This is a genomic window from Vibrio sp. YT-16 (genome assembly GCF_033337405.1).
Taxonomy (GTDB): Bacteria; Pseudomonadota; Gammaproteobacteria; order Enterobacterales; family Vibrionaceae; genus Vibrio; species Vibrio alginolyticus.
Genome location: NZ_JAWOQQ010000008.1, coordinates 20,103 through 45,090 on the forward strand (window position 1 = coordinate 20,103; position 24,988 = coordinate 45,090).

Annotated in this window: 25 protein-coding genes and 1 tRNA gene; 18 read left to right on the top strand and 8 right to left on the bottom strand. The window is 45.3% G+C overall.

Going from position 1 to position 24,988, the window contains the following annotated elements:
- Window positions 1–371 precede the first annotated feature (371 nt).
- Entirely contained in the window at window positions 372–1,064 is a 693-nt protein-coding gene (locus R7F07_RS14330) for an oligogalacturonate-specific porin KdgM family protein (RefSeq protein ID WP_005382004.1), read from the top strand.
- A gap of 65 nt (window positions 1,065–1,129) precedes the next feature.
- On the opposite strand, the gene R7F07_RS14335 is transcribed toward R7F07_RS14330, so the two are convergent.
- Both R7F07_RS14335 and R7F07_RS14340 read right to left on the bottom strand, forming a co-directional pair.
- Entirely contained in the window at window positions 1,130–1,579 is a 450-nt protein-coding gene (locus tag R7F07_RS14335) for a DUF411 domain-containing protein (RefSeq protein ID WP_005382005.1), read from the bottom strand.
- 21 nt (window positions 1,580–1,600) lie between these two features.
- Complete coding sequence (locus R7F07_RS14340) at window positions 1,601–4,297, bottom strand: heavy metal translocating P-type ATPase (protein ID WP_017819979.1); 2,697 nt, start codon at window positions 4,295–4,297, stop codon at window positions 1,601–1,603.
- Window positions 4,298–4,775: 478 nt separating this feature from the next.
- Between R7F07_RS14340 and chiP the strand changes: the two genes are divergently transcribed.
- The 4 genes from chiP to R7F07_RS14360 all read left to right on the top strand — a co-directional run bounded on the left by chiP (window position 4,776) and on the right by R7F07_RS14360 (window position 9,825).
- Window positions 4,776–5,897: a chitoporin gene (chiP, locus tag R7F07_RS14345; protein ID WP_136976125.1), complete on the top strand. Its 1,122-nt coding sequence runs from the start codon at window positions 4,776–4,778 to the stop codon at window positions 5,895–5,897.
- A gap of 123 nt (window positions 5,898–6,020) precedes the next feature.
- Window positions 6,021–6,617, top strand: a complete 597-nt coding sequence (locus R7F07_RS14350; protein ID WP_005382008.1) for a DUF2057 domain-containing protein — start codon at window positions 6,021–6,023, stop codon at window positions 6,615–6,617.
- 177 nt (window positions 6,618–6,794) lie between these two features.
- Entirely contained in the window at window positions 6,795–8,222 is a 1,428-nt protein-coding gene (gene gltX, locus R7F07_RS14355; RefSeq protein WP_005384075.1) for a glutamate--tRNA ligase, read from the top strand.
- A 640-nt stretch (window positions 8,223–8,862) separates the two neighbouring features.
- The gene (locus R7F07_RS14360) at window positions 8,863–9,825 is read left to right on the top strand and encodes an OmpA family protein (RefSeq protein WP_005382010.1); all 963 of its coding nucleotides are present in this window, start codon (window positions 8,863–8,865) and stop codon (window positions 9,823–9,825) included.
- A gap of 116 nt (window positions 9,826–9,941) precedes the next feature.
- On the opposite strand, the gene R7F07_RS14365 is transcribed toward R7F07_RS14360, so the two are convergent.
- The 3 genes from R7F07_RS14365 to R7F07_RS14375 all read right to left on the bottom strand — a co-directional run bounded on the left by R7F07_RS14365 (window position 9,942) and on the right by R7F07_RS14375 (window position 12,113).
- Window positions 9,942–10,448 (bottom strand): hypothetical protein, encoded by a 507-nt coding sequence (locus R7F07_RS14365; RefSeq protein WP_005382011.1) that lies wholly within the window; start codon window positions 10,446–10,448, stop codon window positions 9,942–9,944.
- A 279-nt stretch (window positions 10,449–10,727) separates the two neighbouring features.
- A tRNA-Arg gene (locus tag R7F07_RS14370) sits at window positions 10,728–10,804 on the bottom strand.
- Window positions 10,805–10,979: 175 nt separating this feature from the next.
- The gene (locus R7F07_RS14375) at window positions 10,980–12,113 is read right to left on the bottom strand and encodes a flagellar assembly protein FlgT (protein ID WP_005382012.1); all 1,134 of its coding nucleotides are present in this window, start codon (window positions 12,111–12,113) and stop codon (window positions 10,980–10,982) included.
- Window positions 12,114–12,282: 169 nt separating this feature from the next.
- Between R7F07_RS14375 and R7F07_RS14380 the strand changes: the two genes are divergently transcribed.
- Entirely contained in the window at window positions 12,283–12,921 is a 639-nt protein-coding gene (locus tag R7F07_RS14380; RefSeq protein ID WP_005382013.1) for a FlgO family outer membrane protein, read from the top strand.
- Between the two features lie 9 nt (window positions 12,922–12,930).
- The gene (flgP, locus tag R7F07_RS14385; RefSeq protein WP_005382014.1) at window positions 12,931–13,362 is read left to right on the top strand and encodes a flagellar assembly lipoprotein FlgP; all 432 of its coding nucleotides are present in this window, start codon (window positions 12,931–12,933) and stop codon (window positions 13,360–13,362) included.
- 102 nt (window positions 13,363–13,464) lie between these two features.
- On the opposite strand, the gene R7F07_RS14390 is transcribed toward flgP, so the two are convergent.
- From R7F07_RS14390 to flgA, 3 genes are all read right to left on the bottom strand, one after another.
- Window positions 13,465–13,890, bottom strand: a complete 426-nt coding sequence (locus tag R7F07_RS14390) for a flagella synthesis protein FlgN (RefSeq protein WP_005382015.1) — start codon at window positions 13,888–13,890, stop codon at window positions 13,465–13,467.
- A gap of 27 nt (window positions 13,891–13,917) precedes the next feature.
- Window positions 13,918–14,232 carry a flagellar biosynthesis anti-sigma factor FlgM gene (gene flgM, locus R7F07_RS14395; protein WP_005382018.1) on the bottom strand — a complete coding sequence of 105 codons (315 nt, stop codon included), beginning with the start codon at window positions 14,230–14,232 and terminating at the stop codon, window positions 13,918–13,920.
- A gap of 116 nt (window positions 14,233–14,348) precedes the next feature.
- Entirely contained in the window at window positions 14,349–15,095 is a 747-nt protein-coding gene (gene flgA / locus R7F07_RS14400; RefSeq protein WP_005382020.1) for a flagellar basal body P-ring formation chaperone FlgA, read from the bottom strand.
- Window positions 15,096–15,171: 76 nt separating this feature from the next.
- Between flgA and R7F07_RS14405 the strand changes: the two genes are divergently transcribed.
- From R7F07_RS14405 to flgJ, 11 genes are all read left to right on the top strand, one after another.
- Complete coding sequence (locus R7F07_RS14405) at window positions 15,172–16,098, top strand: chemotaxis protein CheV (RefSeq protein WP_005382022.1); 927 nt, start codon at window positions 15,172–15,174, stop codon at window positions 16,096–16,098.
- An 11-nt stretch (window positions 16,099–16,109) separates the two neighbouring features.
- Complete coding sequence (locus tag R7F07_RS14410; RefSeq protein ID WP_005382024.1) at window positions 16,110–16,937, top strand: CheR family methyltransferase; 828 nt, start codon at window positions 16,110–16,112, stop codon at window positions 16,935–16,937.
- Between the two features lie 303 nt (window positions 16,938–17,240).
- A complete protein-coding gene (gene flgB, locus R7F07_RS14415; RefSeq protein WP_005382026.1) occupies window positions 17,241–17,636 on the top strand; it encodes a flagellar basal body rod protein FlgB in 396 nt (131 codons plus the stop codon).
- Window positions 17,637–17,641: 5 nt separating this feature from the next.
- Window positions 17,642–18,055, top strand: coding sequence for a flagellar basal body rod protein FlgC (flgC, locus tag R7F07_RS14420; protein ID WP_005393132.1), 414 nt, complete (start codon window positions 17,642–17,644; stop codon window positions 18,053–18,055).
- Between the two features lie 17 nt (window positions 18,056–18,072).
- On the top strand, window positions 18,073–18,783 hold the full coding sequence (gene flgD, locus R7F07_RS14425; protein WP_005382029.1) for a flagellar hook assembly protein FlgD: 711 nt from the start codon (window positions 18,073–18,075) through the stop codon (window positions 18,781–18,783).
- Between the two features lie 30 nt (window positions 18,784–18,813).
- Window positions 18,814–20,127, top strand: a complete 1,314-nt coding sequence (gene flgE, locus R7F07_RS14430) for a flagellar hook protein FlgE (RefSeq protein WP_005382030.1) — start codon at window positions 18,814–18,816, stop codon at window positions 20,125–20,127.
- Between the two features lie 331 nt (window positions 20,128–20,458).
- A complete protein-coding gene (locus tag R7F07_RS14435; protein WP_136976124.1) occupies window positions 20,459–21,208 on the top strand; it encodes a flagellar basal body rod protein FlgF in 750 nt (249 codons plus the stop codon).
- 18 nt (window positions 21,209–21,226) lie between these two features.
- Window positions 21,227–22,015 (top strand): flagellar basal-body rod protein FlgG, encoded by a 789-nt coding sequence (gene flgG, locus R7F07_RS14440; protein ID WP_005382032.1) that lies wholly within the window; start codon window positions 21,227–21,229, stop codon window positions 22,013–22,015.
- 30 nt (window positions 22,016–22,045) lie between these two features.
- On the top strand, window positions 22,046–22,825 hold the full coding sequence (flgH, locus tag R7F07_RS14445) for a flagellar basal body L-ring protein FlgH (RefSeq protein WP_005382033.1): 780 nt from the start codon (window positions 22,046–22,048) through the stop codon (window positions 22,823–22,825).
- A 43-nt stretch (window positions 22,826–22,868) separates the two neighbouring features.
- A complete protein-coding gene (locus R7F07_RS14450; RefSeq protein WP_005393118.1) occupies window positions 22,869–23,960 on the top strand; it encodes a flagellar basal body P-ring protein FlgI in 1,092 nt (363 codons plus the stop codon).
- 16 nt (window positions 23,961–23,976) lie between these two features.
- Entirely contained in the window at window positions 23,977–24,903 is a 927-nt protein-coding gene (flgJ, locus tag R7F07_RS14455; RefSeq protein WP_042522768.1) for a flagellar assembly peptidoglycan hydrolase FlgJ, read from the top strand.
- The last annotated feature ends 85 nt before the right edge of the window (window positions 24,904–24,988 follow it).

Here is a 24,988-nt window from a genome sequence, read left to right on the forward strand (position 1 = left end):
GGAAATTAAGCGTGATCGATGTCTAATTATTTTTCATTGATAAATAAGTTTTTGGTTGTAATGGTCAAGGTTATTGTGAACTGGATCGACTTAATCTGCTAAATATCAATAAACAACCTGTTTATGATCACACTTCTATTTTTTGAATAATTTTATAAAAATACGATAAGTGCCTGTATTTCCCATGTTTTTATCAGGGTTGTTGAGCTTCGGTTTGAACAAGATCACTTTTTAAAATGTTTTATTTTCCATCGCGAATTAATTAAAACAATATTGCGAACGCCAAGGAGGCACATTCCAAAGTTTGCGATAAAAGGGAAGAGATGCCCTCTAAAACTATCGCATAACGTGAATAAATAAAGGCAGTAATTATGAAAAACATTTTTGCACTGAGTGCTCTTTCTCTCGCTTTCGCTTCTAGCGCTTTTGCTGGTTCTTCTTACGTAACAGGTAATGTTCAATTCCACGATGATGGTCGAATTCATGGTTCGGACGTTACGTCTACACTGGAAGCTGGTCATACTTTTGATAACCAATTCGGCGGCTTTACGGTTTACACCGAATTTGATGGTATTCAGTTGGGTAAACTGGAAACAGAAAACGGTGGCGCAGGTAACACAACACCAGCAATCACTGTGGGTGGTGAGCAGTCATTTAATATTACCGATCATTTATGGGTTGCCGCGGGTTATCAACACCTGTTCTCTGCTGGCGAGAATGTACAGTACCGTCCATTGGTTAAGATCGGTTACAACTTCGATAACGGCATCTCCTTAAGTAACCGTACTCGTGCGCACATTGATGCGACAGACGCAGATGCGGATACAGATTACCGCATGGACAACCGCATCGGTTACGTGATGAATGAGGATGTGACGCTAAGCTACAACAACGTCTACATGATTGAAGCGGAAACCATGGACCACGAGCTTCGTGCAACGTGGACTCGTAAAGGTGTTCAACCTTACTTTGAGTTCCGTAGTCAAGCACACGGTGCAGAAAACGCGAGTGGTGACAGCCTAGTGAATAACGCTTTTGTATTTGGTGCCTCTTACGGCTTCTAATTTTATATTTGTCTTAACTGTCCATTAAGAAAAAGCCCAGCGGTTTATCTCGCTGGGCTTTGTTTTTATTGGTCGTTGCCTTCGTGGTGGCTATATTCGAACACTTGGCCTTTTTCGTTAAAGGCGTAAACGGTGTAGCTGTCTTTTTTGTCGCCATATTCCATACCAGGGGAGCCCATTGGCATGCCCGGTACTGATAAGCCTTTTGCGTTACGTGGTGGATTTTTCAAAAACGCTTTAATGTCTTCGGCTGGAATGTGACCTTCAAACAGATAGCCGTTGATCTCTGCCGTGTGGCAAGAGTAAAGCTGTTCATTCTTGATGCCTAGATCGCGTTTGATGGCGTTCATGTCATCGTGCAATTTTTCTTCGACCGTAAAGCCGTTCTCTTCCATGTGTTTTGTCCATTCTCCACAACAGCCACAGTATGGCGATTTATGGTTAATGACATCGGCTGCCAATACGTTGGCGGACACGGTCGCAAGCATTGCAAAGGTCAATAGTTTCAACTTCATAATACCCTCAAAAAGAAGTGGTTATTTTACTGAAAACAGTCGTAGTCGATTTGCATTACTAACGACAGTAATTGAAGACAGTGCCATTGCCGCTCCTGCGACAACAGGACTGAGCAAAAATCCAAACGCTGGGTAAAGCACGCCAGCGGCAACTGGAATACCCAACGAGTTGTAAACAAAGGCACCAAATAGGTTTTGCTTCATGTTTTTAAGTGTAGCGCGAGAGAGTTCAATCGCATGTACTACCGCCATTGGTGACGTGTTCAGGATGGTCATTTGCGAACTTTCAATGGCGACATCACTGCCGCTACCCATGGCAATACCTAGGTTGGATAACGCGAGAGCAGGGGCGTCGTTAATGCCATCCCCCACCATTGCCACGACATGTCCTTGAGATTGAAGTTGCTCAATGTGCTGAGCTTTCTCATCTGGCATTACTTGGGCAATCACTTCATCAATACCAAGTTCTTGGCCGATAGCATTGGCAACGTGTTGGTTATCGCCCGTCAGCATTACCGTTTTGATGCCTTGCGATTTTAATGCAGAGAGCGCTTGCTTCGCATCTGATTTGATCGGGTCGGCAATGGCGATCAGACCGATCAGTTCGCCGTTCAATGCCACAGCTACCGGAGTCCACGCATTTTTTGCGCATTCATCGATGGCAGGTTTTAGTGCGCTGGTCTCGACGTTCTCTGCTTGCATAAATTGAAGCGAACCAATGAGCAGCGGTTTATCTTGATACGTCGCCAAAATGCCGCGTCCGCGAACGTTCTCAAACTTGTCTAATGAGACGTCTTTTGCGTCGTGTCGTTTGGCGTAATCACATACCGCTTTTGCCAGTGGGTGCTCAGACTGACGCTCTGCCGCATACGCTAAAGCCAATAGATCTTCTTGGCTGGTGGCGTGAGTAAACACTTGCTGAACGCTAGGTTTACCTTGGGTAAGTGTGCCAGTTTTGTCGAACACAACCGTGTCGACTTTGCTTGCCAATTGCAGGGCGTCGGCGTCTTTGATCAGAATGCCGAGCTCTGCGGCTTTACCCACTCCCACCGTGACAGAAAGTGGGGTTGCTAAGCCTAGGGCGCAAGGGCAGGCGATGATCAGGACGGTTGTGGTGACCACCAGCATATAACTCGCTTTTGGCTCTGGGCCAACGGCAAACCAAACGAGCGCGGCCAGTATTGCTATACCAACAACGACAGGGACAAACACCGATGAAATCTGGTCTGCCAGTTTCGCGATGGCTGGCTTACTGCTTTGCGCTGTGCGCACCATGCGGATGATACGAGCCAGCATGGTATTTGCGCCAATGCCCGTTGCCTCAATGACTAATCCACCATCGGTGTTTAATGTCCCGGCAGACACTTGAGCCTCTTGCGCTTTTAATACTGGTACTGGTTCACCAGTGAGCATCGACTCATCAATGTATGATTCACCTTGAATCACAACACCATCAACAGGCACTTTCTCGCCTGGTTTGATACGCAGTTTCATGCCTAACGTGATTTGCTCAACCGCGATTTGTTGGTCGCCTTGTTCCGTAATTACCGTAGCTTGCTGAGGTTGCAGGTTAATCAACGCTTGTAAGGAACGTGTTGTGTTTGCTTTGGCTTTTGCTTCTATATAGTGCCCAAGAGAAATTAAGCCGATGATCATTGCACTCGCTTCAAAGTACACGTGGCGTGAAGCAAGAGGGAACCAGTCTGGGAAAATCACCACAAGCATCGAATAGAACCACGCTGCGCCAGTACCGAGCGCGACTAACGTGTCCATGGTGGCGCGCTTGTGAGTAGCTGCTAACCAAGCGTTACTGAAGAAGTGTTTCCCTGCTGTGGCAAGAAGGAGTAAACATACGATACCGATCGCGCCCCAAGCTAATTGGTCGTTGGTGTTGCGAATCATCATATTGCCGCCAGCTACGCCCCAAATCATTAAAGGGGCACCGACGACAAGGCCAGCAATAGCATCCAGTTTAAAGCGTTTTTGTTGCTGACGTTGTTGCTGTGCTTGCTTTTCTTGCTGGGTTGCGGCGTCTTGTAGGATCTCTGCTTGGTAACCGGCTTGTTTTACCGATTCAACAATTGCGTTAAGGAGGTCATCAGAGTCTTGGCTTGCGAATACTAGTGCGCTTTGTTCTGCAAGGTTGACCTGTGCTTTCTCAACGCCTTCTACGTTAGTAAGTGCTTTCTCTACTGAAGATACGCAACTCGCACACGTCATGCCTTGAATCAGCATTTGCAATTGAATACTCGCTGGTGGCACCTGCGTATCTTTAATATTGCTTTGCTTTTCTACCGGCTCGGTCTCTGGTGAGCTTTCGTTCTCTACTTCAACAGAATCAAGGTTGGCGGTATAGCCGAGTGTTGCTATTAAGTCGATCACTTGTTGCTCGGAGAGGAGGGTACGAATCTCTAAGTGCGTTGTTGAAGCCTCAAAAGAAATAACGTCTTGATTAGATTCTAATAAAGATGAAAGTTTTTTGACGCAACCGCCACAGCTTAAGCCTGAAAGGTTTAGTTCGTAGTGATTTCCTGCTTGGTAACCAAGAGATTCAATCGACGAGACGAGCTCTTTAAGAGAAGACTCGGTTTTGACCTCTACTTGCGTCGGGGACAAATTGAGGATCTCCACATCGTGATTCGCATGTAAAGCATTCTCAACTTTTCTCGCACAGCCCATGCAGTTGAGCCCTGATAAAGGTATAACTAACTGATACATAATCTGCACCTCAATAGTAGTGATGCTATGAGCTTAAACCTTCCTGCAAGGGTAAGGTCAATACCCATTTGCTACTCACAACAATTTCGTCAAAATCTCTCGAATCCCACAAGTGCACGGTCATTTTACTTGCGAGTGATCTCAAGGTTTTTTCTCTTTGAATATAAAGTTCCGTTAAAACACCTAAAAGATGAATGAAGTCGCTCACGTTTTTTAGATGCTCTCAATGTCAGTTCAGTGTCAAAACGTACTTTTAACGTTTTTTATTTTTTATATTTGATGTTAACTAATTGTTTTTTATTGATTTATTTTATTTTTGATCTTCTCATTTTGAAGTCGCTCAGATTGCTGTAGGGAAAGTTTTTTAGTGCGAAAAAAGTTTGTCATATTTGCCCCGTCCAAACACTGTTTCAAGTTCCTGCCATGTCCTAGTTAGTGAATTTGAAAATGGAAAAAACTAAAAATATAGGGGTTTATAATGTCTTACCTAAAGAAAAGCCTACTTGCCACGGCAATTACCGGCATGATGTTCAGTGGTGTTGCATTTGCTGATGGTGCAAACAGTGACGCAGCAAAAGAGTTTCTAACCAAAGATTCATTTTCTTATGAAGTTTACGGGATCATCGCGATGCAGGCCGCGTACCGCGATTACGATTCTGGCAGCAAAGCAACGGACGATGACTTGGGTGGCATGCAGCTAAACAACGAATCTCGTATCGGTTTCCGTGGTAAGAAACAATTTGCTAACTTCGACCCTACTTTTATTTGGCAAATCGAAGGCGGTTATGTAGACCCTAGCTTTGGTGGCGAGGGCGCAGGTCTTGGTGAACGTGACACATTCGTCGGTTTTGAAAGTGCATCTTGGGGGCAAATTCGCCTGGGTCGCGTTTTGACACCTATGTACGAATTGGTTGACTGGCCAGCATCTAACCCTGGCCTGGGCGATGTATACGACTGGGGTGGTGCTATTGGTGGCGCCAAGTACCAAGACCGTCAATCAAACACTATCCGCTGGGACTCTCCAATGTTTGCTGACAAATTCTCCCTAGATATCGCAGCTGGTGCAGGTGATAAAGCAGGTCTAGGTGAAGGGGATGACTACTGGGGTGGTATCGCAGCACACTACAAAATTGGTCCTATCCAGTTAGATGCGGCATATGAAGGTAACCGTAATATCAAGATGGAAAGCCAAACGTGGAAAAACAACACGTACTTGGTAGGGGCACAAGGCTGGTTTGATAACGGAATCTCTTTCTTCGCGCAATACAAATACATGGAGGCGGACGCAAGCAATGGTGTGAGTGAAAAGCAAGATGCAATGTCTGCCGCTATCATGTACACCACGGGTGATTGGCAATACAAACTGGCTTACGCCGCTAACTTTGATCTAGAGCGTGATGGTAAGAAAATTAACGATACAGCGGATGATGTGTTATCAGCACAAGTTATGTATTTCGTAGACCCATCGGCAGTGCTGTACGTACGTGCTCGTACTCTAGATTTTGGCGACGGTGCGTCTCAATTAGATAAACCAACAGAAGCACGTTGGAAGTCTGCTGACTACGACGAGTTCTCTGTAGGTGTTGAATACTACTTCTAACTAAAGAAGCAGCTAAAAGGGCGGAAACGCCCTTTTTATCTTGATACTTATTCAAATAAGCCTTTGAAATGACTGGCCTGTAAATTTTAGAGGCTTATCTAAATTGGTATAAAGTGAGAAACCATGATGAAAAAAACAACGACACTTCTCGGACTTTGCGCAATGCTTTCGGCGCCAGCTTTTGCTGCTCAACTCACTCTGCAATCTGAATTAGTTCCTCGCGTTCTCAACGGCGAGTTCGTCTACCCTGAGTGGATATCCAAGAACAACAGCATCGAGTTAAAGGATGGGGAAAACCAATTGGCGGTAACGGTTGGACAAATCGTATTTGAAGATGGAAAGCGCCGTAAATTCGATTCGCAGCCGCTGGTATTAGAGTTTGATGCAGAAAAAGACACCGAGCTTTCTCTGACTTATCAAACATTCCGTACTATTGAAGAGGCGAGAGCCTTCGAACTCGATCCTAAAGTGGTATTGAAAGACAAAAACGGAAAAGAAGTGGCATTCTCTATGGTTCAACTTCGTAAAGGTGGTTTGCAAGGTTTTCGTGATTATGAACGAGAAGTTGCCGACTATAATAACGCAATGAATAAAGAATCGACTAAGGCAAGCATTGCGTCTTCTCCAGCGGAAACCAAAACAATCAAAGCATCGTTTAATGAATTGAGCCGTGAAGAGCAGCAAGAATTTATGCAATGGGCAATGCGTAACCTGAAGTAATTTTGTCTTGTGCTTTAACAGTAAATAGTAGGGCTGTGCCTTTTTGGTTCTGCCCTGTTTTTATTTCTGTTGTCAAACCGATTGTAGAATTGACTTACGGTGGTAAAATGTCGCCACTTTTATCCTTGACATTACAACGAGAGATCTCTCGTTGCTCATTACCCCTAAGGAACTCAAATGACGGTTAAAACTCGTTTTGCTCCTAGCCCAACTGGCTATCTACACGTTGGTGGTGCGCGTACTGCACTTTACTCTTGGCTATACGCTAAAAACCAAGGTGGTGAATTCGTTCTACGTATCGAAGATACAGACCTTGAGCGTAACTCTCAGGAAGCGGTTGATGCAATTCTTGAAGGCATGGAATGGCTAGGCTTGGAGTGGGATGAAGGTCCTTACTACCAAACTCAACGTTTTGACCGTTACAACGAAATGGTTGATAAGCTTCTTGCTGAAGACAAAGCTTACAAATGTTACGCGTCTAAAGAGCTGCTAGATGAAATCCGTGCAGAGCAAGAAGCAAATAAAGAAATGCCTCGCTACGATGCTAACCATCCAAAAATCAAAGCAGCAAACGAAGCGGCAAAAGATGGCGATCCATGTGTTATCCGTTTCCGTAACCCGAAAGAAGGCAGCGTAGTATTTGATGATCAAATCCGTGGTCGCATTGAAATCCGCAACGATCAAATGGATGACCTAATCATTCGTCGTACAGACGGTTCACCTACTTACAACTTCTGTGTAGTAGTGGATGACTGGGACATGGGTATCACTCACGTTGTTCGTGGCGAAGACCACATCAACAACACGCCTCGTCAAATCAACATCTACGAAGCACTAGGTGCGCCAGTACCTACATTTGCACACTGTGCAATGATCCTGGGTGATGACGGCGCGAAACTGTCTAAACGTCACGGCGCTGTATCAGTCATGCAATACCGCGATATGGGCTACCTGCCTGCGGCACTAAACAACTACCTAGTGCGCCTTGGTTGGTCTCATGGGGACCAAGAAATCTTCTCTCAAGAAGAGATGATCAATCTATTTAGCCTAAACGCAGTATCTAAGTCAGCGTCTGCTTTTAACACTGACAAACTGCAATGGTTGAACAACCACTACATCAAGAACTCAGATCCTGCGTACGTTGCTGAGCATCTACAATGGCATCTAGATCAACAAAAACTAGACGTAACGAATGGTCCTGCTATCACTGACGTGATCAAGCTAGTGGGTGAGCGTTGCAACACACTAGTTGAGCTAGCTGAGCAAATCCGTTACTTCTATGAAGATTTCTCTGAGTTTGAAGCGGGCGCAGCGAAGAAACACCTACGTGGCGTGGCTAAAGAGCCTCTAGAACTTGCATTAGCGAAAGTGGAAGCACTAACTGAGTGGACGACAGCGAACATCAAAGATGGCGTTATCGCAGCAGTATGTGAAGAGTTGGAAATCGGCATGGGCAAAATCGGTATGCCATTACGTGTTGCTGTAACAGGAGGCGGTCAGTCTCCTTCTGTCGATGCAGTAATGGAGCTGGTTGGAAAAGAGCGTTGTATTGCTCGCATTAAGATGGCGCTTGAGTTCATTGCTGAGCGTGAAGCAAACGCATAATTGCTTTGAACTGAACGTTCTTTTGAATAAATAGTCACAAAGCCGCGGTGAGCAACCGCGGCTTTTTTGTATCTTCAATTTAGATAACGAGAAACTTTCTCTCATATTGGTGAATGAAGAGATGGTTTCACCTGTAATTTACCTCAATATGGATAAGATTTTTTAATCCAAATATCGTTGGCATGAATAAAAAACGAGCGATTATATATCAAATATCTGATTGATTTTTATCCATGTTCCTTAAAGTTCCATTTTGTTTGTCTCATTTTTAAGAAAAACCTTTGCTTTAGCTATGTTGTTTCAAAAAATAAAGCAAACGTTTGCGTCGTGATTGCGTGGGGATTTTTTTGCTTAAGATCACATGTTGTCGAGATTTTTGATGACAATAAATTGACAGAATTGGGATTTTTCTCGCGATTTCTTAGCGTTATAGTTCATCCCGTCAGCGATACCGAGATGGCGATATGTATCACTGAACAGGAAATATACGTAAGTTGCTTCCATAAAAAAAATGCATGTGCATAAAAAGAAGCTGACTAAGTATCTCACTCAAGGAGTGAATAAAAAGAATTGAAATACAACGTCAGTCAGACGGCGCATTTCGGCATCTAACAAAAGAACTTCTTTAGAGGAATCAATAATGAAAAAATTAGCAGCGGTAATTTCAGCGTCTCTACTTATGGCTTCAGCAGCACAAGCAGAAGTATACGTTGGTGGTAAGATGGGTAAGTCATGGATGGAAGACGCGTGTGTAGCGGGCCAGGCTTGTGACAAAGACGATTCTACTCTTGGCGCTTTTGTTGGTTACGAAATGAATAAATACTTCGCAGTAGAAGCGGGTTTCGACAACATCGGTGATTTTAACCAAACTTCTTTCGGTGGCCACGTAGAAGCGATCACTCTTGCTCCTAAATTTAGCCTACCAATCACTGAAGACATCGCACTTTACGGTAAAGTGGGTGGCGCTTACGTAATGTTTGATGGCAAAGATGATTACTCTTACCTAGGCGCGGCTGGTCTTGAATTCAACCTAAGCCAAAACGTAACAGCTCGTGCGGAATACCAAACACTAACTGACATCAGCAACGATGTAACTCGTGCGACAGGTAACACTGCAACACTAGGTGTTTCTTTCAAATTCGGCGGCAACGATGAGCCAGTAATCGTAGAAGAGCCAGTTGTTGTTGAAGAAGTGGTTGTAGAAGAAGTGGTAGAAGAGCCAGTTGTAGTTACGAAAACATTCGAAACTCAAACAATTGGTACAGGTAGCTTCGATCTAAACAGCACAACTCTAAAACCAGAGAGCGCTGCAAAACTTGATAACCTAGTTGCTTTCCTAAACGAGCACCCACAAGCGAACGTTGAAGTTGTAGGTTACACAGATACGTCTGGTCCAGCAGCTTACAACCTAAAAGTTTCTGAAAAACGTGCTGAGTCTGTTGCTAACGCACTCGTTGAAAAAGGTATTGATTCATCACGTATCCAAGCTCGTGGCGAAGGTGAAAACAACCCAATCGCTTCAAACGACACTCGTGAAGGTCGTCAACAAAACCGTCGCGTAGAAGTCGTTGTTCCAGAATTTGAATACCAAGTTCAGCAATAAGCTCCTATTCGACCGTAGTATAGAAGACTGAAGCTGAAAGCCCCAAAGAGTTCGCTCTTTGGGGCTTTTTATTTCTCTTCAAAAAAACTGACTGAAATGTTCAAAGTGGCCAGGTATTACTTAAGATCAATGCTGTTTAAACGCCCCATAAATGTCAGGATCTCCAAGTTATCTTTATGTGCTTCTAACAACGCTTTTTTGGTTTGCATGTAGGCGGCAAGTTTGCCGTACTTACTAATAGAGCGAACCACCGTTTTATATTTATACTCGCCGTCATCATTGAACTCTCGCCACTTGGCGATGTAACACGTATCTCGGTTGTCAGGGTTTTCAAGAGTAGGGTTAGGCTTGTGAACGATTTTAGGCTCAACGCTATGTGGAAGCCTAGTCATTAGGTAAGGGTCTTTCAAAAGACGTCGCCAGAATTTGCCCCACATTTGCCGGCCTAACTCGTTTCTCAGCTTAATGGCTTTTTGTAAGCCTTTCTTTTCTCCAATACGAACAAATCCTACCGAGCGGTGTAGTACCGTATCCTCGGGGGTATGGATATGTATCTTAAAGGCTGTCTTGCCTTTAGAAATAAAGCGGTGTCCAGTGTTAGTTATTAAATTGCTCTTAGACATAGTGCTAACTAATAATTTTATTAATAGCTAAAAGGGTAAGCAAAACTCATAGATAATTAAAGTAATAAAATACAAAACTGTAAATAGGGCTTGTTGAAATGATTTCAAGGGGAAGAAGTCAGATCAGTAGAAGGGTTTATCCCGTAACCGAAACACCCGATCCGATCATATTGATTACTGGGAAGATTATCTAACACGGTGTACTAGGGGGAGCAGTGCGAGGCTTGAAATTGAAGATACAAAAAAGCCTTAGCTCAAGTGGGAGCTAAGGCTATGATATGGCGCCCCCAGTAGGATTCGAACCTACGACCTGTCCCTTAGGAGGGGACTGCGCTATCCAGCTGTGCCATGGGGGCGTAATACCAATAGTTGCAGTTCATTGCACTGTTTTACTGAGTTCAAATCTAGCAATCTACCAGATCTGTATCAGCATCACGTTGAACGATTCGCTACGGTCATTGGTATAATCAAATAAGATGCGCTGCCTATGATATTCAAAAGTGAGCATATCTCAAGACTTAATGTTTGCTTTTATAGGATCTTGTTCATTACGTCGCCAATTTGAACGCTAGATGCTAAATTTGGCTGATCAATCGTCAGTTCCGCTTCGTGTTCGTATATGCGTGATACCGTTAATGTAATTTCGCTTTGCGAGACTTTGTTTCTTGGCAATCCATTTTGGTCGATAAACGACGCGGTGTGCCAAAGCTGCAATTTGTCTCCCTCTTTTACGCCGTGCATACGGCCGAGATCCATCGTTACGGTATTACCGAAGACTGCCACAACCTCTGGCAGTGTAATTTTGCAAGATAGCTCCGACTCCAGATCCAACATAATATTGCGACTAACGCGAAGCATCATCTCGCCATAGGTCGATGCCCAAAAACGTGCACTACGAGTGTCCACTTGACTCGTCTTAGCAAATGGCCAACGCGCGACCTCACGGTAGGCTTTGTTGAAGATTTCATGGCCAGTTTTACCATCAAATACTTTCATTTCTAACGCAAACTGACGATTGATGATGTCATCTTGCAATAGTTGAGATTCGACCGTTGCAGTGAGATCGGTGATGACCCCTCCAATGATGTATTGTGCGCCATTGTCTTGCGCGATCATTTGAGTGCGAGCAGGATAGTTGCTGCTTATTGAGTAGTCCGTTGTACCAACAGACACAAAGCTGCGTGAGGTTTGATCAAGTTGACGGTTCACTACGTGGCTAAAATCGTCACCAACTTGATAAATTTGTCCCATCACTGCTTGTTGTGGTGATGCGACCTCAATATTGCCGACCAGCATTGTCTTTTTGTATTGATCGGTGTGGCAACCCGTTGCCGATGGATAAATATCAACGCGGATTTTTACCTCGACTTTACCGCGACGTTTGCGTTCAGATTCGACCAAAATGTAACGGACTTCATGATTGGTAAACTGGTATTCGTTGCGGCTTTCTTCTAACAGCGGCATCAAGTTGCTAATACTGCCAATATCTGCGCCCGAAAAATTGACGGCTTTGAACAGCGCGTCTTCCAACGCATGGAGCCTTGCCGTCTCTTCTGAAGAAACGATGGTGGCAACGCCTGTGACTTCATACCAAGATGCCATTACCTTAAAAGGCACAAGCATCACTAAAGTGATTGAAAACAGACTGTTTAATATTTTTTTCATTGGTTACAACCGTTCGGGTATAAATATTGCTTTAACAAATTCAGTGAAGTTTGGTGGGTTTTTCTTCGTTAGGCAAACAAAGAAAAGCAAAGACTGTTCCAATATTCACTTTCTTGGAAAGGAATTAATAAAGAACGGTATCACCTAAGATTATCTGGAGAATCAAACCATGAAAAAGTGGCTTGTCGCCGCATCGATGATGACGCTTCTGACATCGTGCGCGTACTCACCGATTTACAATGGTAAAGAACCGTACTCGGGAAGCCAGTTCATGCTGATGGATAGTCCGCGTCATACGATGGACTTTTTCATTGAGAGCATGACAGAAGACCTGATGGTTTCTAATGTGGCAGTATCAGCGCGGACACCGATTGCGATTACCTCGTTTGTTGATCTACAAAATATGGATGCAACAAACTGGTTAGGTAACTCGGTCTCTGAAGGTTTTATCCATCAGTTTCAGCGCCGAGGGTTTAAAGTGGTTGATTTCAAAACTACGGGCTCTATTCAAGTGACGCAGCAGGGCGATTTTGCTTTAAGTCGTGATTGGCAAGATTTAGCTCAAGAGCAGCAAATTCAGTATGTACTGACCGGAACAATGCTGCGCCAAGAGGGCGGAGTGCTTGTCAATGCACGCGTGGTTGGCATGCAAAGCCGTGTAGTTGTAGCGACAGCGCAAGGTTTCCTTCCGGCTGACCGTATTGGGCGTGACTTAGATACGTTAAATAGCATCCGCACACAAGATGGTGTGTTGATTCGTTCTGACCCTACTATTCGTCAGCCGTACACTGTGATTCTCCGTCCATAGGATAGAAGCATGAAGAAGTTATTATTTATTGTTGCCACACTGATATTGGTTGGGTGTCAGCCATTACAACAGATGCGTCAAGATGAAATCTTAGTGGCGGTGGGTTATGCCAGCGTCAGTGAGCAAACAGGCCGCACAGTTGAAGAAAAGCGTGTACGAGCAATGCGCGCATCAAAAATTGATGCTTATCGTGAGCTAGCAGAGCAAGTTTATGGCATGCGTGTTAGTGGACGTGCAGAGCTGCAAGACCAGCGTTTGGGTATTGAAAGCACCACTGGTGCCGTCGATGGTGTAATTCGTGGTGCAGAAGTTGTGCGTAGTTATCTTGTTGAAGACAGTTATGTGACTGAGCTGCGCCTGGATATCCGTAAGATGGATAAGCTACGTGATTATGGAGAAGTTCAGCAGGTGCCTGAGAAGCGTCAGCAAACCTTGTTTTAAACCATTTCACTAGACAGATAATCTTTTTGAGCGGCTGATTGGTAACAATGAGTCGCTTTTTTATATCTACGTGAGCGCGGGAATTGAGGGTAAGAGTGACGTTTAAGCTTTTATATTGGTGCCAAGCGTCGAGATGGTGTGGGTTTTTCCGCCCGCATTGTAGGTCATGCCAACTTTGCCATGAGTTCGCTGAAGCATGTTGTTGAGTTTATTGAAGCTCAGCTGTGCGCGACTAAGCGATTCGCCATTTACTTGGTTAACTTGTTGACAGTCGAGGACGATCGATTGGATCTGAGCAACAACCTGACTTAGGTGCTCATCTTCAGTAAGTTGATTGACGTGCGGGTGAGAGGCGATTCGCTGATCAGTTGTTCTGAGCTGATCAATGAGCGTCATCTTCTGTTTGGCAATGTTCTCAATCTCGGTAGAGACACGCGCCGTGATTGCTTGTGTTTCTTGGCGTAAAACAGCGGAAAGTGCCTTAGCATTTTCTAGCTGGAAATTAACGAGATCGACTAATGCTGCCATAAAACACTTACCTTCGGCCTAAGCCAGTTAGCTTTTGCCTTGCAATTCGTTTTCAAACTTAATCATGTTGTCAGCCAATTTTTCAGGATCGACTTTGTATGAACCGTTTGTGATAGCTTCTTTGATTGCTGCAACTTTGGCGCTGTCATATGCCGGAGAAGCTGCCATATCCTTCTGGAGTTTACTGACGGCTTTACTTTGCTGGCTGAGTGATACTGCGTCTTGTTGCGCTGGCGCCTTTTTTGATTCTGTCGTGCTGGTAGCATTGGAATCGTTACGTGCAGGTGCGCGACTTGTTGTCGTCATCATTTGCCCTGAACGTATATTATCTATACCTGCCATGTTTAACCTTTGCCTTGTATCGTAATACTGGTATCCAGACTATCGACCAGCGCAAAAATAACTTTAGTCATTTTTTGCATTTTTATTGATCAGTTTAAACACGCTACCAGTGGGTATTAAAAATTAACAGTGATTTCCGCAATGTCAGTCACTATGCCTTCTATTATACGTTGTGACTTATCATTTTTCACTCTTACTTGATCGCCAGCTGAACCATCCTGCAATGCTGTGCCTTGCGTTGTGATCGTCATGCCAGAATTCACCGCTTTGATAATGACCTTTTCATTTCGGCATACCACACAAACATCATTTCTCTCTACGACATCGCCTAAACGAACATTACGCTTTAGCTTTGCCCCAACCACTTGATCGTAGCTAGAAAATCCATCTTTACGAAAGCGCTGTAGCTCGATCATGGAAGTGGTAACATCCGATGCGCTGACGATTTCTCCTCTCCCTAGTGTTCGTGTAGCGACGATCATTGGTACTGATACCGAGATCCTCACAGGGACATAGACTTTCCAGTCATCCGGTTGGCATTCCACTAACACATTGATGTTACTTCTCGTGCTGCTGGTGGAAGAGGCAGATGTATCTAACGGAACAGGGCAATCCGTTGCTTTTATTCTCGAGTCGATCTCTGCCGCATTAACAGATAGCTCGCCACCATCAGGCTGATCAACCGTAGCAAGAATATGTTGTTCTGCTGCTGTTTTTATTTGCTCGATCTGATTATCTGAAGCTGAATGAACAAAAAAGCTAAACATACTGAGCAAAATGCCGATAGACTTAGCGTACTTTGTAATTAGCGCTCTACATATTGTCATAGTCAATGGTGTCGAAGTGAAAGTGAAATACGCCATACTGTCTCCCTGGTATCGTGCTTGCCAGTGGTAGAGTATCATTTAAAAACAAAAAGTTTGAGATGGAGATGAGCATATGACGGGGATTCTTGACTCGGTGAATCAGCGTACGCAACTCGTCGGTCAGAACCGATTGGAATTATTGACCTTTCGACTGATGGGCCGACAGCGCTACGGCATTAACGTATTCAAAGTGAAAGAAGTACTACAGTGCCCTAAGCTGACTTCAATGCCAAATCTACACCCTCTGGTTAAAGGTATCGCTCATATCCGCGGCCATACCGTGTCCGTTATTGATTTGAGCCTGGCAATTGGTGGCCGCCCAACCACTGATTTAGATAAATGTTTTGTTGTTATTGCAGAATTTAACCGTACGATCCAAGCATTTTTGGTATCATCGGTTGAGCGTATTATCAATATGCATTGGGAAGCGATTTTGCCACCGCCAGACGGCGCAGGTAAAGCGCACTACTTGACTGCCGTGACAAACATTGACAATGAGCTGGTTGAAATCCTTGACGTTGAAAAAATCCTGGCAGAAATTGCGCCAGTTGATGAAACGATGGATTCCGCTATTGGCGAAGAAATCGCACAAGCAGAACAAGAAAAGCCTATTGTACGCCGCATACTGATTGCTGATGACTCGACGGTCGCGCGTAAACAGGTAGAGCGTGCGATTACATCCATCGGTTTTGAGGTCGTATCTGTCAAAGACGGCAAAGAAGCGTACAATAAGTTGATTGAAATGGCTCAAGAAGGCAATATCTACGATCAAATTTCGTTGGTTATTTCCGATATTGAAATGCCAGAAATGGACGGCTATACCTTAACGGCTGAAATTCGCAGACATGCCGATTTGAAAGACCTTTATGTTATCCTCCATTCTTCATTAAGTGGTGTATTCAACCAAGCTATGGTTGAGCGTGTAGGTGCCAACACCTTCATTGCGAAATTTAACCCAGATGAGTTGGGTAACGCGGTTAAATCTGCATTAACACAATAAAAGAGACATTAATGACTGCTATTACAATCAGTGATCAAGAGTATCGTGACTTTAGCCGTTTTCTAGAATCGCAATGTGGCATCGTGTTAGGTGATAGCAAGCAATACCTCGTGCGTAGCCGACTGAGTCCTTTAGTGACGAAGTTTAAGCTCGCATCGTTATCAGATTTGCTACGTGATGTTGTTACAGGGCGTAATCGAGAATTACGAGTCGCCGCTGTGGATGCGATGACGACTAACGAAACCTTGTGGTTTCGAGATACTTATCCGTTCACGGTTTTAGCTGACAAATTATTGCCAGAAGTAGCGGCAAGCAAGCGCCCAATTAAGATCTGGTCTGCTGCCAGTTCATCGGGCCAAGAACCGTATTCTATTGCAATGACGATCCTGGAAACGCAACAGCGCAAGCCGGGCTTGTTACCAAACGTGTCCATTACAGCCACAGATATTTCGGCAAGTATGCTCGAGATGTGTCGTGCAGGGGTGTACGACAACTTGGCTTTGGGTCGCGGGCTTTCACCAGAACGTCGTCGCACTTTCTTTGAAAATGCGGACGGTGGTCGCATGAAAGTCAAAGATAACGTCAAGCGTTTGGTGAACTTTCGTCCACAAAACTTGATGGACAGTTACGCACTGATGGGTAAGTTCGACATCATTTTCTGTCGTAACGTATTGATTTACTTTTCTCCAGAAATGAAATCTAAAGTGCTTAACCAAATGGCGAGCAGTTTAAACCCTGGTGGCTACTTGCTGTTAGGGGCATCAGAGTCGCTAACTGGTCTGACTGATAAATTTGAAATGGTGCGCTGTAATCCGGGCATCATTTACAAGCTTAAATAGCGGTATCTCTTCATTGATAGAAAAGCCTGACTTCGTGTCAGGCTTTTTTGTTTGTTACCTTTCTGCGCCGAGCGTTTCATGTATCACTCAATTAGTTGAAGTGCGTTTTTGCCTTGTGCCCTCAACACGGTGTATCTTTATTAAGTGAGCAAAGTGATACGACATGACATTCCAGTTACTTTGGCTCACTTATTGCTATTTCAATTCACGGTAACCACTAGGTTGGTGTAATGCTTTAGGTCTTGGCATGCTAATTGCTTTTTGGTTATCAATCACGGTCAGTTCTTAATTGTAGAGGCAAACATGGCTATATCTTTTGACAATGCACTAGGCATCCACCAGCACACGGTGGGCGTACGTGAGCGCAATGCAGAGGTGATTTCCACCAATATCGCACAAGCAAACACGCCTGGTTACAAAGCAAGAGGTTTAGACTTTGCGAAGGAATTGCAAGCGGCAACATCTGGGGCAAGCATTGGTCTTAGTCGCACAGATGGTCGGCATATTCCTGCCACTACGACGTTGGTTGGGGACAAGTTATATCGTCTTCCTACGCAACCAGATACGGGAGATGGCAACACGGTAGACTTGGATTTAGAGCGTAACTTGTTTATGCAAAACCAAATCAGACACCAAGCATCACTCGACTTTCTAGGCAGCAAATTCAAGAACTTAACCAAAGCAATCAAAGGGGAATAATTTAGATGAGCTTATTTAACGTTTTCAATGTGACAGGTTCCGCAATGAGCGCTGAATCCGTTCGTCTGAATACTACCTCAAGCAACTTGGCGAACGCCGACAGTGTCAGCAGCTCTGCGAAAGACACTTACAAAGCGCGTCATGCAGTGTTTGGTGCAGAGTTAAGTAACGCCATGCGTGGCGGTGATACGGTGCCAGTGAAAGTGATGGGTATTGTAGAAAGTGATAAACCGCTGAGTGCGGAGTACAACCCAGACCATCCCCTTGCAAACGAAGAAGGCTACATTTACAAGCCTAACGTCAATGTAATGGAAGAAATGGCAAACATGATTTCAGCTTCTCGTGCATACCAAACTAATGTACAGGTCGCTGATTCTAGTAAACAAATGCTGCTGCGTACGCTGCAGATGGGTCAATAAGGATAAGGGGGTAGCGTATGGCCGGAATTAACAACGTTGGTCAAAGCGGCTTGTCCTATATCGACCAGCTTAAAAGTCTACAAGAGAGTAACAAGAAAGCGGAAGAGAGCACGGGTAAGCAGGACCTAAAACAGGAAGACTTCTTATCATTGCTCACGAAGCAACTGTCTCAGCAAGACCCTTTTAAGCCGGTAAGTAATGACCAGATGATTGCGCAAATGGCTTCATTTGCGACCGTTGATGGCATTGGCAAGATGAACACTCAGTTTGAGAGTTTGAATTCGTCAATGACATCAAATCAAGCGTTACAAGCTTCCTCTTTGGTAGGGCGTGACGTATTGGTCCCAGGAGCAGCAGGTGTGAAGCAGGACGACGCACCAATGGCGGCAATGGTTAAGCTTTCACAATCTATCGATAATCTGTTTGTTCGTGTAGAGGATGAAGCTGGCCAACTGGTTCGTACCTTTGAGGTAGGGGCGAAACCAGCCGGCGACACGCGTGTGCTTTGGGACGGTAAAGATGAAAGCGGAAATCCACTGCCAGCTGGCAAATACAAAGTGAAAGCGTCTGGCTTAGTTGAAGGGGAGTCGCAAGAGTTCCCAGTATCGACATACGCCAACGTAAACAGCGTATTGCTTGGCAAAGGTGACGGAAACGTATTACTCAATCTGGCTGGTTTTGAATCGCCAGTTCGACTTGCAGAAGTATTGGAAGTCGGCAAAGCGTAGTCATAGCTCGCTAGATTAGGAGATTTTGGAATGTCATATGTATCTTTAAGCGGTTTGTCCGCCGCCCAACTGGATTTGAATACCACCAGTAACAACATTGCGAACGCCAACACTTACGGCTTTAAAGAGTCCCGTGCTGAGTTTGCTGATGTCTACTCTAACTCTTTATTTACTAACGCAAAAACCACACCGGGTGGTGGTGCGCAAGCAAGCCAAGTGGCACAGCAGTTCCATGAAGGCTCTAGCATTTACACCAACAACCCAATGGATTTGCGTGTTTCGGGGACAGGTTTTTTCGCTGTAGCGAAAGAGCGTCTAACTCCACAACAGAATGAACTGACACGTAATGGTGCATTTCACTTAAATAAAGAAAACTACATGGTGACCGCGAACGATGAGTTCTTATTAGGTTACCAAGTGGACCCAAGCTCTGGTGAGGTTTCTTCATACGAGCCACAACCCATCAATATTCCTGCTGAATTTGGTAAGCCAAAACAAACAGCAAACATTGAAGTGGGTGTGAACTTGCCAGCGAACGGCGATTTGAAAGATCCAACGCAGTTTGATTTTTCAGACCCAGATACATACAACCGTTCAACCTCTTCGACAATTTATGACTCGATGGGTCAGTCTTACAAGCTAACGACGTATTACTTGAAAGATCAGACTCAGCCAAATACATGGAACACTTACTACACCGTGACAGATAAAGAAGGTGAAAAGCCTTTAAATGTTGCGGCTGGTGATGCGCAAACGCCAACAGGTCATGTGGGGCATACCATGAAGTTCAACAACGATGGTACGTTGGCGAGCTTGAACAATGGTCAGCCAATCACTTCTGTGGCTCTGGGCGATCCGGCGACGAACACGACACCAGTCGATATGAATGGTGCCGATCCTGCGCAGACGCTTAACTTCGGCTTAGGCTCAGCAACACAGTTTGCGGCTCCGTTCGAACTGACTAAGTTTGACGAAGACGGTGCAACGACGGGCTTCCTAACCAAAGTTGACTTCGATGAAAACGGCAGCGTATTGGGAACTTACTCAAACGGTGAAAACGTTACATTGGGTCGTGTTGCTCTCGTACGTGTTCCAAACGAGCAAGGTCTGGATAAGAAAGGCGGCACTCAATGGGATTCAACGCAGTTCTCTGGTGACAAGATCTGGGGTGAATCAAATAAAGGCTCTTTCGGCACCATCAATAACGGTATGCTGGAACAGTCAAACATTGATATGACGCAGGAGTTGGTGGACCTGATCTCTGCTCAGCGTAACTTCCAAGCAAACTCACGTTCGCTAGAAGTACACAACCAACTACAACAGAATATCTTACAGATCCGCTAGAGCACTAGCTGGGTCATTCGATACTCTGCTTGAGTAAGCAATGGCGTGTGATTGCTTCTTAGTAATTACCGCTTTGTTCATTTTCATCATGACATTCATCTGATGCTTAGCCTGAATACACCTCACTCAGGCTAAGCATGCTTTGATCTACGATTTGCCGCTGTTGCCGCCGTATGGATCAAAACCTTGCCTCTCGTTACAGTTTTCTGCCTCTATTGACCTCTTTTCATTGTTGATTTTTAATTCAAAGTATTGATTAATAAGTCTATTTTTGTTTTGGCATAACTATTGCTTTTTACTCCGTGTACAGAGAGATTTTTTGGAGTAATTTATGGATCGCGCACTGTTTCTCGCAATGAGTGGCGCCAAGCAAAATATGCAGGCACTACAATTGCGCGCTAATAACTTGGCTAACGTAAGCACGACCGGATTTCGGGCTGATTTAGCACAGGCTCGCTCAATGCAGGCTTATGGTGAAGGCCATCCTTCACGTGTATTCAGCATGACAGAGCGTCCAGGGCATAACTTTGCTCAAGGTAGCGTGATTACAACAGGGCGTGATCTGGATGTGACGATTGAAGGCAGCGGTTGGATATCGGTACTCGATCATACAGGGAAAGAAGGGTTGACCCGTAACGGCAACCTAAAAGTCGATCAAAATGGCATGCTTACCAACGCAAGTGGTCATTTGGTGCTGGGTGAAAACGACGCGCCGATTACTTTGCCTATCCCTCTCTCCAAAATTGAAATCGGTCGGGATGGCACCATCTCTGTACTTCCTCAAGGTGCCCCGGCAGAAGAATTCCAAGCGGCTGATCGCATTAAGCTCGTTAAGCCTAATGATCAAAGCTTGTTTAAAGACACCAATGGCTTATTTCGCCATAAAACTCCAAACCAACCTTACGAAGCAGACGCGACTGTTAGTCTCCAGACGGGAGCGATAGAAGGCAGTAACGTGAATGCCGTAGGTGAAATGACCGCATTGATTGACTTACAACGTCAGTTTGAAATGCAAGTCAAGATGATGAGCACAGCTGAAGAAATGGATAAATCTTCAGATTCACTGCTTCGTATGAGTTAACAGAGTTAGAGGTTCACTATGCATCCAGCACTATGGGTAAGTAAAACAGGTCTAGACGCCCAACAAACCAACATTGCCACGATTTCGAACAACTTGGCGAACGCTTCTACTGTCGGCTACAAAAAGAGCCGTGCAGTATTCGAAGATTTGTTCTATCAGAACATCAACCAACCTGGCGGCCAGTCATCTCAGAACACGGAACTGCCAAGTGGTTTGATGTTAGGTGCGGGTTCTAAAGTGGTTGCGACGCAAAAAGTGCACACGCACGGCAATGCACAGACAACGACCAACGCACTGGACATGATGGTGGAAGGCGACGGTTTTTTCCAAGTGACATTGCCGGACGGCAACATCGGTTATACCCGTAACGGTCAGTTCACGCTAAATGGTGAAGGCACGTTAGTCACGTCGGGTTCTGGCTACCCTGTAGAGCCTGAAATTGTGATTCCAGAAGATGCGATTTCTATTACTGTCGGTACGGATGGTGAAGTGTCGGTTCGCGTCCGAGGTCAGCAAGACAACCAAGTCGTTGGTCAGCTAACCATTACAGATTTTGTTAACCCGGGCGGCCTAGAGCCAATTGGTCAGAACCTTTACTTACCAACGGGTGCCAGTGGCGATCCACAAGAGGGTGTTCCTGGTTTGGACGGTTTGGGTGAAATTCGTCAATCCATGCTGGAAGCGTCCAACGTGAATGTAACGGAAGAGTTGGTCAACATGATCGAAGCCCAGCGCGTTTACGAAATGAACTCAAAAGTGATCTCGTCAGTCGATAAAATGATGAGCTTCGTTAACCAGCAATTGTAACGATTAAGAGCAAGATTTGAGGAGCTCACGATGAAACGTATTTGCCTACTCGCTTTGATTGCTACGATGTCGGGCTGTGCCATGTTGGAACCGATTGAAACGGATGAAGTGACACAAGCAACCACTGTGGTCGACGCAGTAGAAGGCGATAAATCGAAAGAAGAGAGCAGCGGTATTGTAGATACTTTACGTGGTAGAAGCGATCCGGTTGCTGGCGATCCTGCTTGGGCTCCAATTCATCCGAAAAACAAACCTGAGCATTATGCTGCTGCAACAGGTTCGTTGTTTAGCGCCGAGCACATTACCGATCTCTACGACGATTCTAAACCACGTGGTATTGGCGACATTATTACCGTAACACTGGATGAGACAACCAGTGCGACGAAAAGCGCAAATGCCGATTTATCGAAAACCAATGAAGCGCAAATGGACCCGCTTCAAGTGGGCGGAGAAGAGCTGCAAATTGGCGGAAAATATAATTTCTCTTATGACTTAAACAACTCCAACTCATTTGCAGGTGACTCTTCTGCAAAGCAGAGCAACAGCATCAGTGGTTACATCACTGTTGAGGTGATCGAAGTACTGGCAAACGGCAACCTCGTGATCCGCGGTGAGAAGTGGATGACGCTAAATACGGGTGATGAGTACATACGTTTAAGTGGCACTATTCGTCCGGATGATATTAATTTCGACAACACCATTGCATCAAATCGCGTTTCTAACGCAAGAATTCAGTACTCTGGCACTGGTTTGCAACAAGATATGCAAGAGCCAGGCTTCTTGGCACGATTCTTTAATGTAGCGCTATAACACGCCGTGCTGACGGCAATTTGACTGCAAGAGATAAGTAAGCATGAAAAAACTCCTTTTAGTACTGATGAGCGTTGCTCTGTTTTCTACCGTAGCCCAAGCCGCACGTATCAAAGACGTCGCGCAAGTGGCAGGTGTACGAAGCAACCAACTCGTGGGTTATGGTTTGGTTTCAGGCTTACCTGGTACGGGTGAAGCGAACCCGTTTACAGAGCAAAGTTTCGCCGCCATGCTGCAAAACTTCGGCATTCAGATGCCGCCGGGCACAAAGCCAAAAATTAAAAACGTTGCCGCAGTCATGGTTACGGCAGAATTGCCGCCTTTCTCTAAACCGGGTCAGCAAGTGGACGTGACTGTCTCTTCCATCGGAAGTGCTAAAAGTTTGCGTGGTGGTACGCTACTACAAACGTTCCTCAAAGGTCTCGACGGTCAAGTTTACGCGGTTGCTCAAGGTAACTTAGTCGTGAGCGGCTTCAGTGCTGAAGGCGCTGACGGTTCTAAAATCGTAGGTAACAATCCAACCGTTGGTCTTATCTCTAGTGGTGCGACAGTAGAGCGAGAAATTCCAAACCCATTTGGTCGTGGTGATTACATCACGTTCAACTTGCTTGAGTCAGACTTCACAACGGCTCAACGTATGGCGGATGCTGTAAACAACTTCCTTGGCCCACAAATGGCGAGCGCTGTTGACGCGACATCAGTGCGCGTGCGTGCTCCTCGTGACGTCAGCCAGCGTGTTGCGTTCTTATCGGCAATCGAAAACCTAGAGTTCGACCCAGCAGATGGTGCAGCCAAAATCATCGTTAACTCTCGCACGGGCACCATCGTAGTTGGTAAGCATGTGCGTCTTAAACCAGCAGCAGTAACGCACGGCGGCATGACGGTTGCGATCAAAGAAAACCTGAATGTTAGCCAGCCTAACGGCTTTTCTGGTGGGCAAACCGTAGTCGTACCAGACTCGGATATCGAAGTCAGCGAAGAGCAAGGCAAAATGTTTAAGTTCGAACCAGGCTTAACGTTGGATGATTTGGTCCGTGCCGTGAACCAAGTCGGGGCTGCGCCTTCGGACTTGATGGCAATTTTACAAGCATTGAAGCAAGCTGGTGCCATTGAAGGCCAGTTGATCATCATTTAATGGTTAGGAGGTAGGTATAATGAACAATCCTAACGACATTGGTTTTATCCATGACATCAGTTCTCTGGACACTCTGCGTCAAAAAGCAGTGAAAGAGGGAAAAGATGGCGAGCAAGAAGCATTGCATGCGGCTGCTCGTCAGTTCGAATCGATCTTCACCTCCATGATGTTGAAATCCATGCGTGAAGCCAATGAGGGCTTTGAGTCCAACATGATGAACAGCCAAAACGAGAAGTTCTACCGACAAATGTTGGATGAACAGATGGCGAGTGAATTGAGTTCGTCTGGTTCAATGGGACTGGCCGATATGATTGTTAAGCAATTAACGGCTGGGCAAGGGAACGACAAAAAAGAAACGGCTATGCGTGATGCGGCAAACAATGCTGCGGAATATCGTCGTGTTGACCCGAAAAAAGCGCGCGAGATTGAACAGCGCTTGATTGAATCTGGTCAACTATCTCGACCAAGCAATGAACCCACTCGATTCGATTCACCAGAATCCTTTGTTAACTCGATGAAGCCATACGCGGAGAAAGCTGCGAAAGCCCTAGGAGTCGAGCCATCTCTGCTACTTGCGCAAGCCGCTTTGGAAACGGGGTGGGGACAAAAGGTCGTGAAGAACGCGCGTGGCAGCAGCAACAACTTATTTAATATCAAAGCAGATCGAAGCTGGCAGGGTGACAAAGTGACGACTCAAACTTTAGAGTTCCACGATAACACGCCAGTGAAAGAGACGGCAGCGTTTCGCTCCTACTCAAGTTACGAAGACAGCTTTAATGACTTTGTACGATTTTTGAATGACAACCCACGTTACGAGACAGCATTGCAGAAACGCGGGAATTCAGAGTTGTTTATTCGCGGTATCCACAGTGCGGGTTACGCGACCGATCCGAATTACGCAGATAAAGTCCTGCAGGTGAAGGATAAAATCGAAAGTATGTAATGTCTCTGCGACAATTTATGACGTTCTCGAAGGCTTGCCATAGTGCAAGCCTTCACTTTATCTGAACATCTACGCCTTTCTATCA

Bases quoted from the DNA above. Each gene is read 5' to 3' on its own strand.
- R7F07_RS14330 (WP_005382004.1), top strand. From the start codon at position 372: ATGAAAAACATTTTTGCACTGAGTGCTCTTTCTCTCGCTTTCGCTTCT.
- R7F07_RS14335 (WP_005382005.1), bottom strand. From the start codon at position 1,579: ATGAAGTTGAAACTATTGACCTTTGCAATGCTTGCGACCGTGTCCGCC.
- R7F07_RS14340 (WP_017819979.1), bottom strand. From the start codon at position 4,297: ATGTATCAGTTAGTTATACCTTTATCAGGGCTCAACTGCATGGGCTGT.
- chiP (WP_136976125.1), top strand. From the start codon at position 4,776: ATGTCTTACCTAAAGAAAAGCCTACTTGCCACGGCAATTACCGGCATG.
- R7F07_RS14350 (WP_005382008.1), top strand. From the start codon at position 6,021: ATGATGAAAAAAACAACGACACTTCTCGGACTTTGCGCAATGCTTTCG.
- gltX (WP_005384075.1), top strand. From the start codon at position 6,795: ATGACGGTTAAAACTCGTTTTGCTCCTAGCCCAACTGGCTATCTACAC.
- R7F07_RS14360 (WP_005382010.1), top strand. From the start codon at position 8,863: ATGAAAAAATTAGCAGCGGTAATTTCAGCGTCTCTACTTATGGCTTCA.
- R7F07_RS14365 (WP_005382011.1), bottom strand. From the start codon at position 10,448: ATGTCTAAGAGCAATTTAATAACTAACACTGGACACCGCTTTATTTCT.
- R7F07_RS14375 (WP_005382012.1), bottom strand. From the start codon at position 12,113: ATGAAAAAAATATTAAACAGTCTGTTTTCAATCACTTTAGTGATGCTT.
- R7F07_RS14380 (WP_005382013.1), top strand. From the start codon at position 12,283: ATGAAAAAGTGGCTTGTCGCCGCATCGATGATGACGCTTCTGACATCG.
- flgP (WP_005382014.1), top strand. From the start codon at position 12,931: ATGAAGAAGTTATTATTTATTGTTGCCACACTGATATTGGTTGGGTGT.
- R7F07_RS14390 (WP_005382015.1), bottom strand. From the start codon at position 13,890: ATGGCAGCATTAGTCGATCTCGTTAATTTCCAGCTAGAAAATGCTAAG.
- flgM (WP_005382018.1), bottom strand. From the start codon at position 14,232: ATGGCAGGTATAGATAATATACGTTCAGGGCAAATGATGACGACAACA.
- flgA (WP_005382020.1), bottom strand. From the start codon at position 15,095: ATGGCGTATTTCACTTTCACTTCGACACCATTGACTATGACAATATGT.
- R7F07_RS14405 (WP_005382022.1), top strand. From the start codon at position 15,172: ATGACGGGGATTCTTGACTCGGTGAATCAGCGTACGCAACTCGTCGGT.
- R7F07_RS14410 (WP_005382024.1), top strand. From the start codon at position 16,110: ATGACTGCTATTACAATCAGTGATCAAGAGTATCGTGACTTTAGCCGT.
- flgB (WP_005382026.1), top strand. From the start codon at position 17,241: ATGGCTATATCTTTTGACAATGCACTAGGCATCCACCAGCACACGGTG.
- flgC (WP_005393132.1), top strand. From the start codon at position 17,642: ATGAGCTTATTTAACGTTTTCAATGTGACAGGTTCCGCAATGAGCGCT.
- flgD (WP_005382029.1), top strand. From the start codon at position 18,073: ATGGCCGGAATTAACAACGTTGGTCAAAGCGGCTTGTCCTATATCGAC.
- flgE (WP_005382030.1), top strand. From the start codon at position 18,814: ATGTCATATGTATCTTTAAGCGGTTTGTCCGCCGCCCAACTGGATTTG.
- R7F07_RS14435 (WP_136976124.1), top strand. From the start codon at position 20,459: ATGGATCGCGCACTGTTTCTCGCAATGAGTGGCGCCAAGCAAAATATG.
- flgG (WP_005382032.1), top strand. From the start codon at position 21,227: ATGCATCCAGCACTATGGGTAAGTAAAACAGGTCTAGACGCCCAACAA.
- flgH (WP_005382033.1), top strand. From the start codon at position 22,046: ATGAAACGTATTTGCCTACTCGCTTTGATTGCTACGATGTCGGGCTGT.
- R7F07_RS14450 (WP_005393118.1), top strand. From the start codon at position 22,869: ATGAAAAAACTCCTTTTAGTACTGATGAGCGTTGCTCTGTTTTCTACC.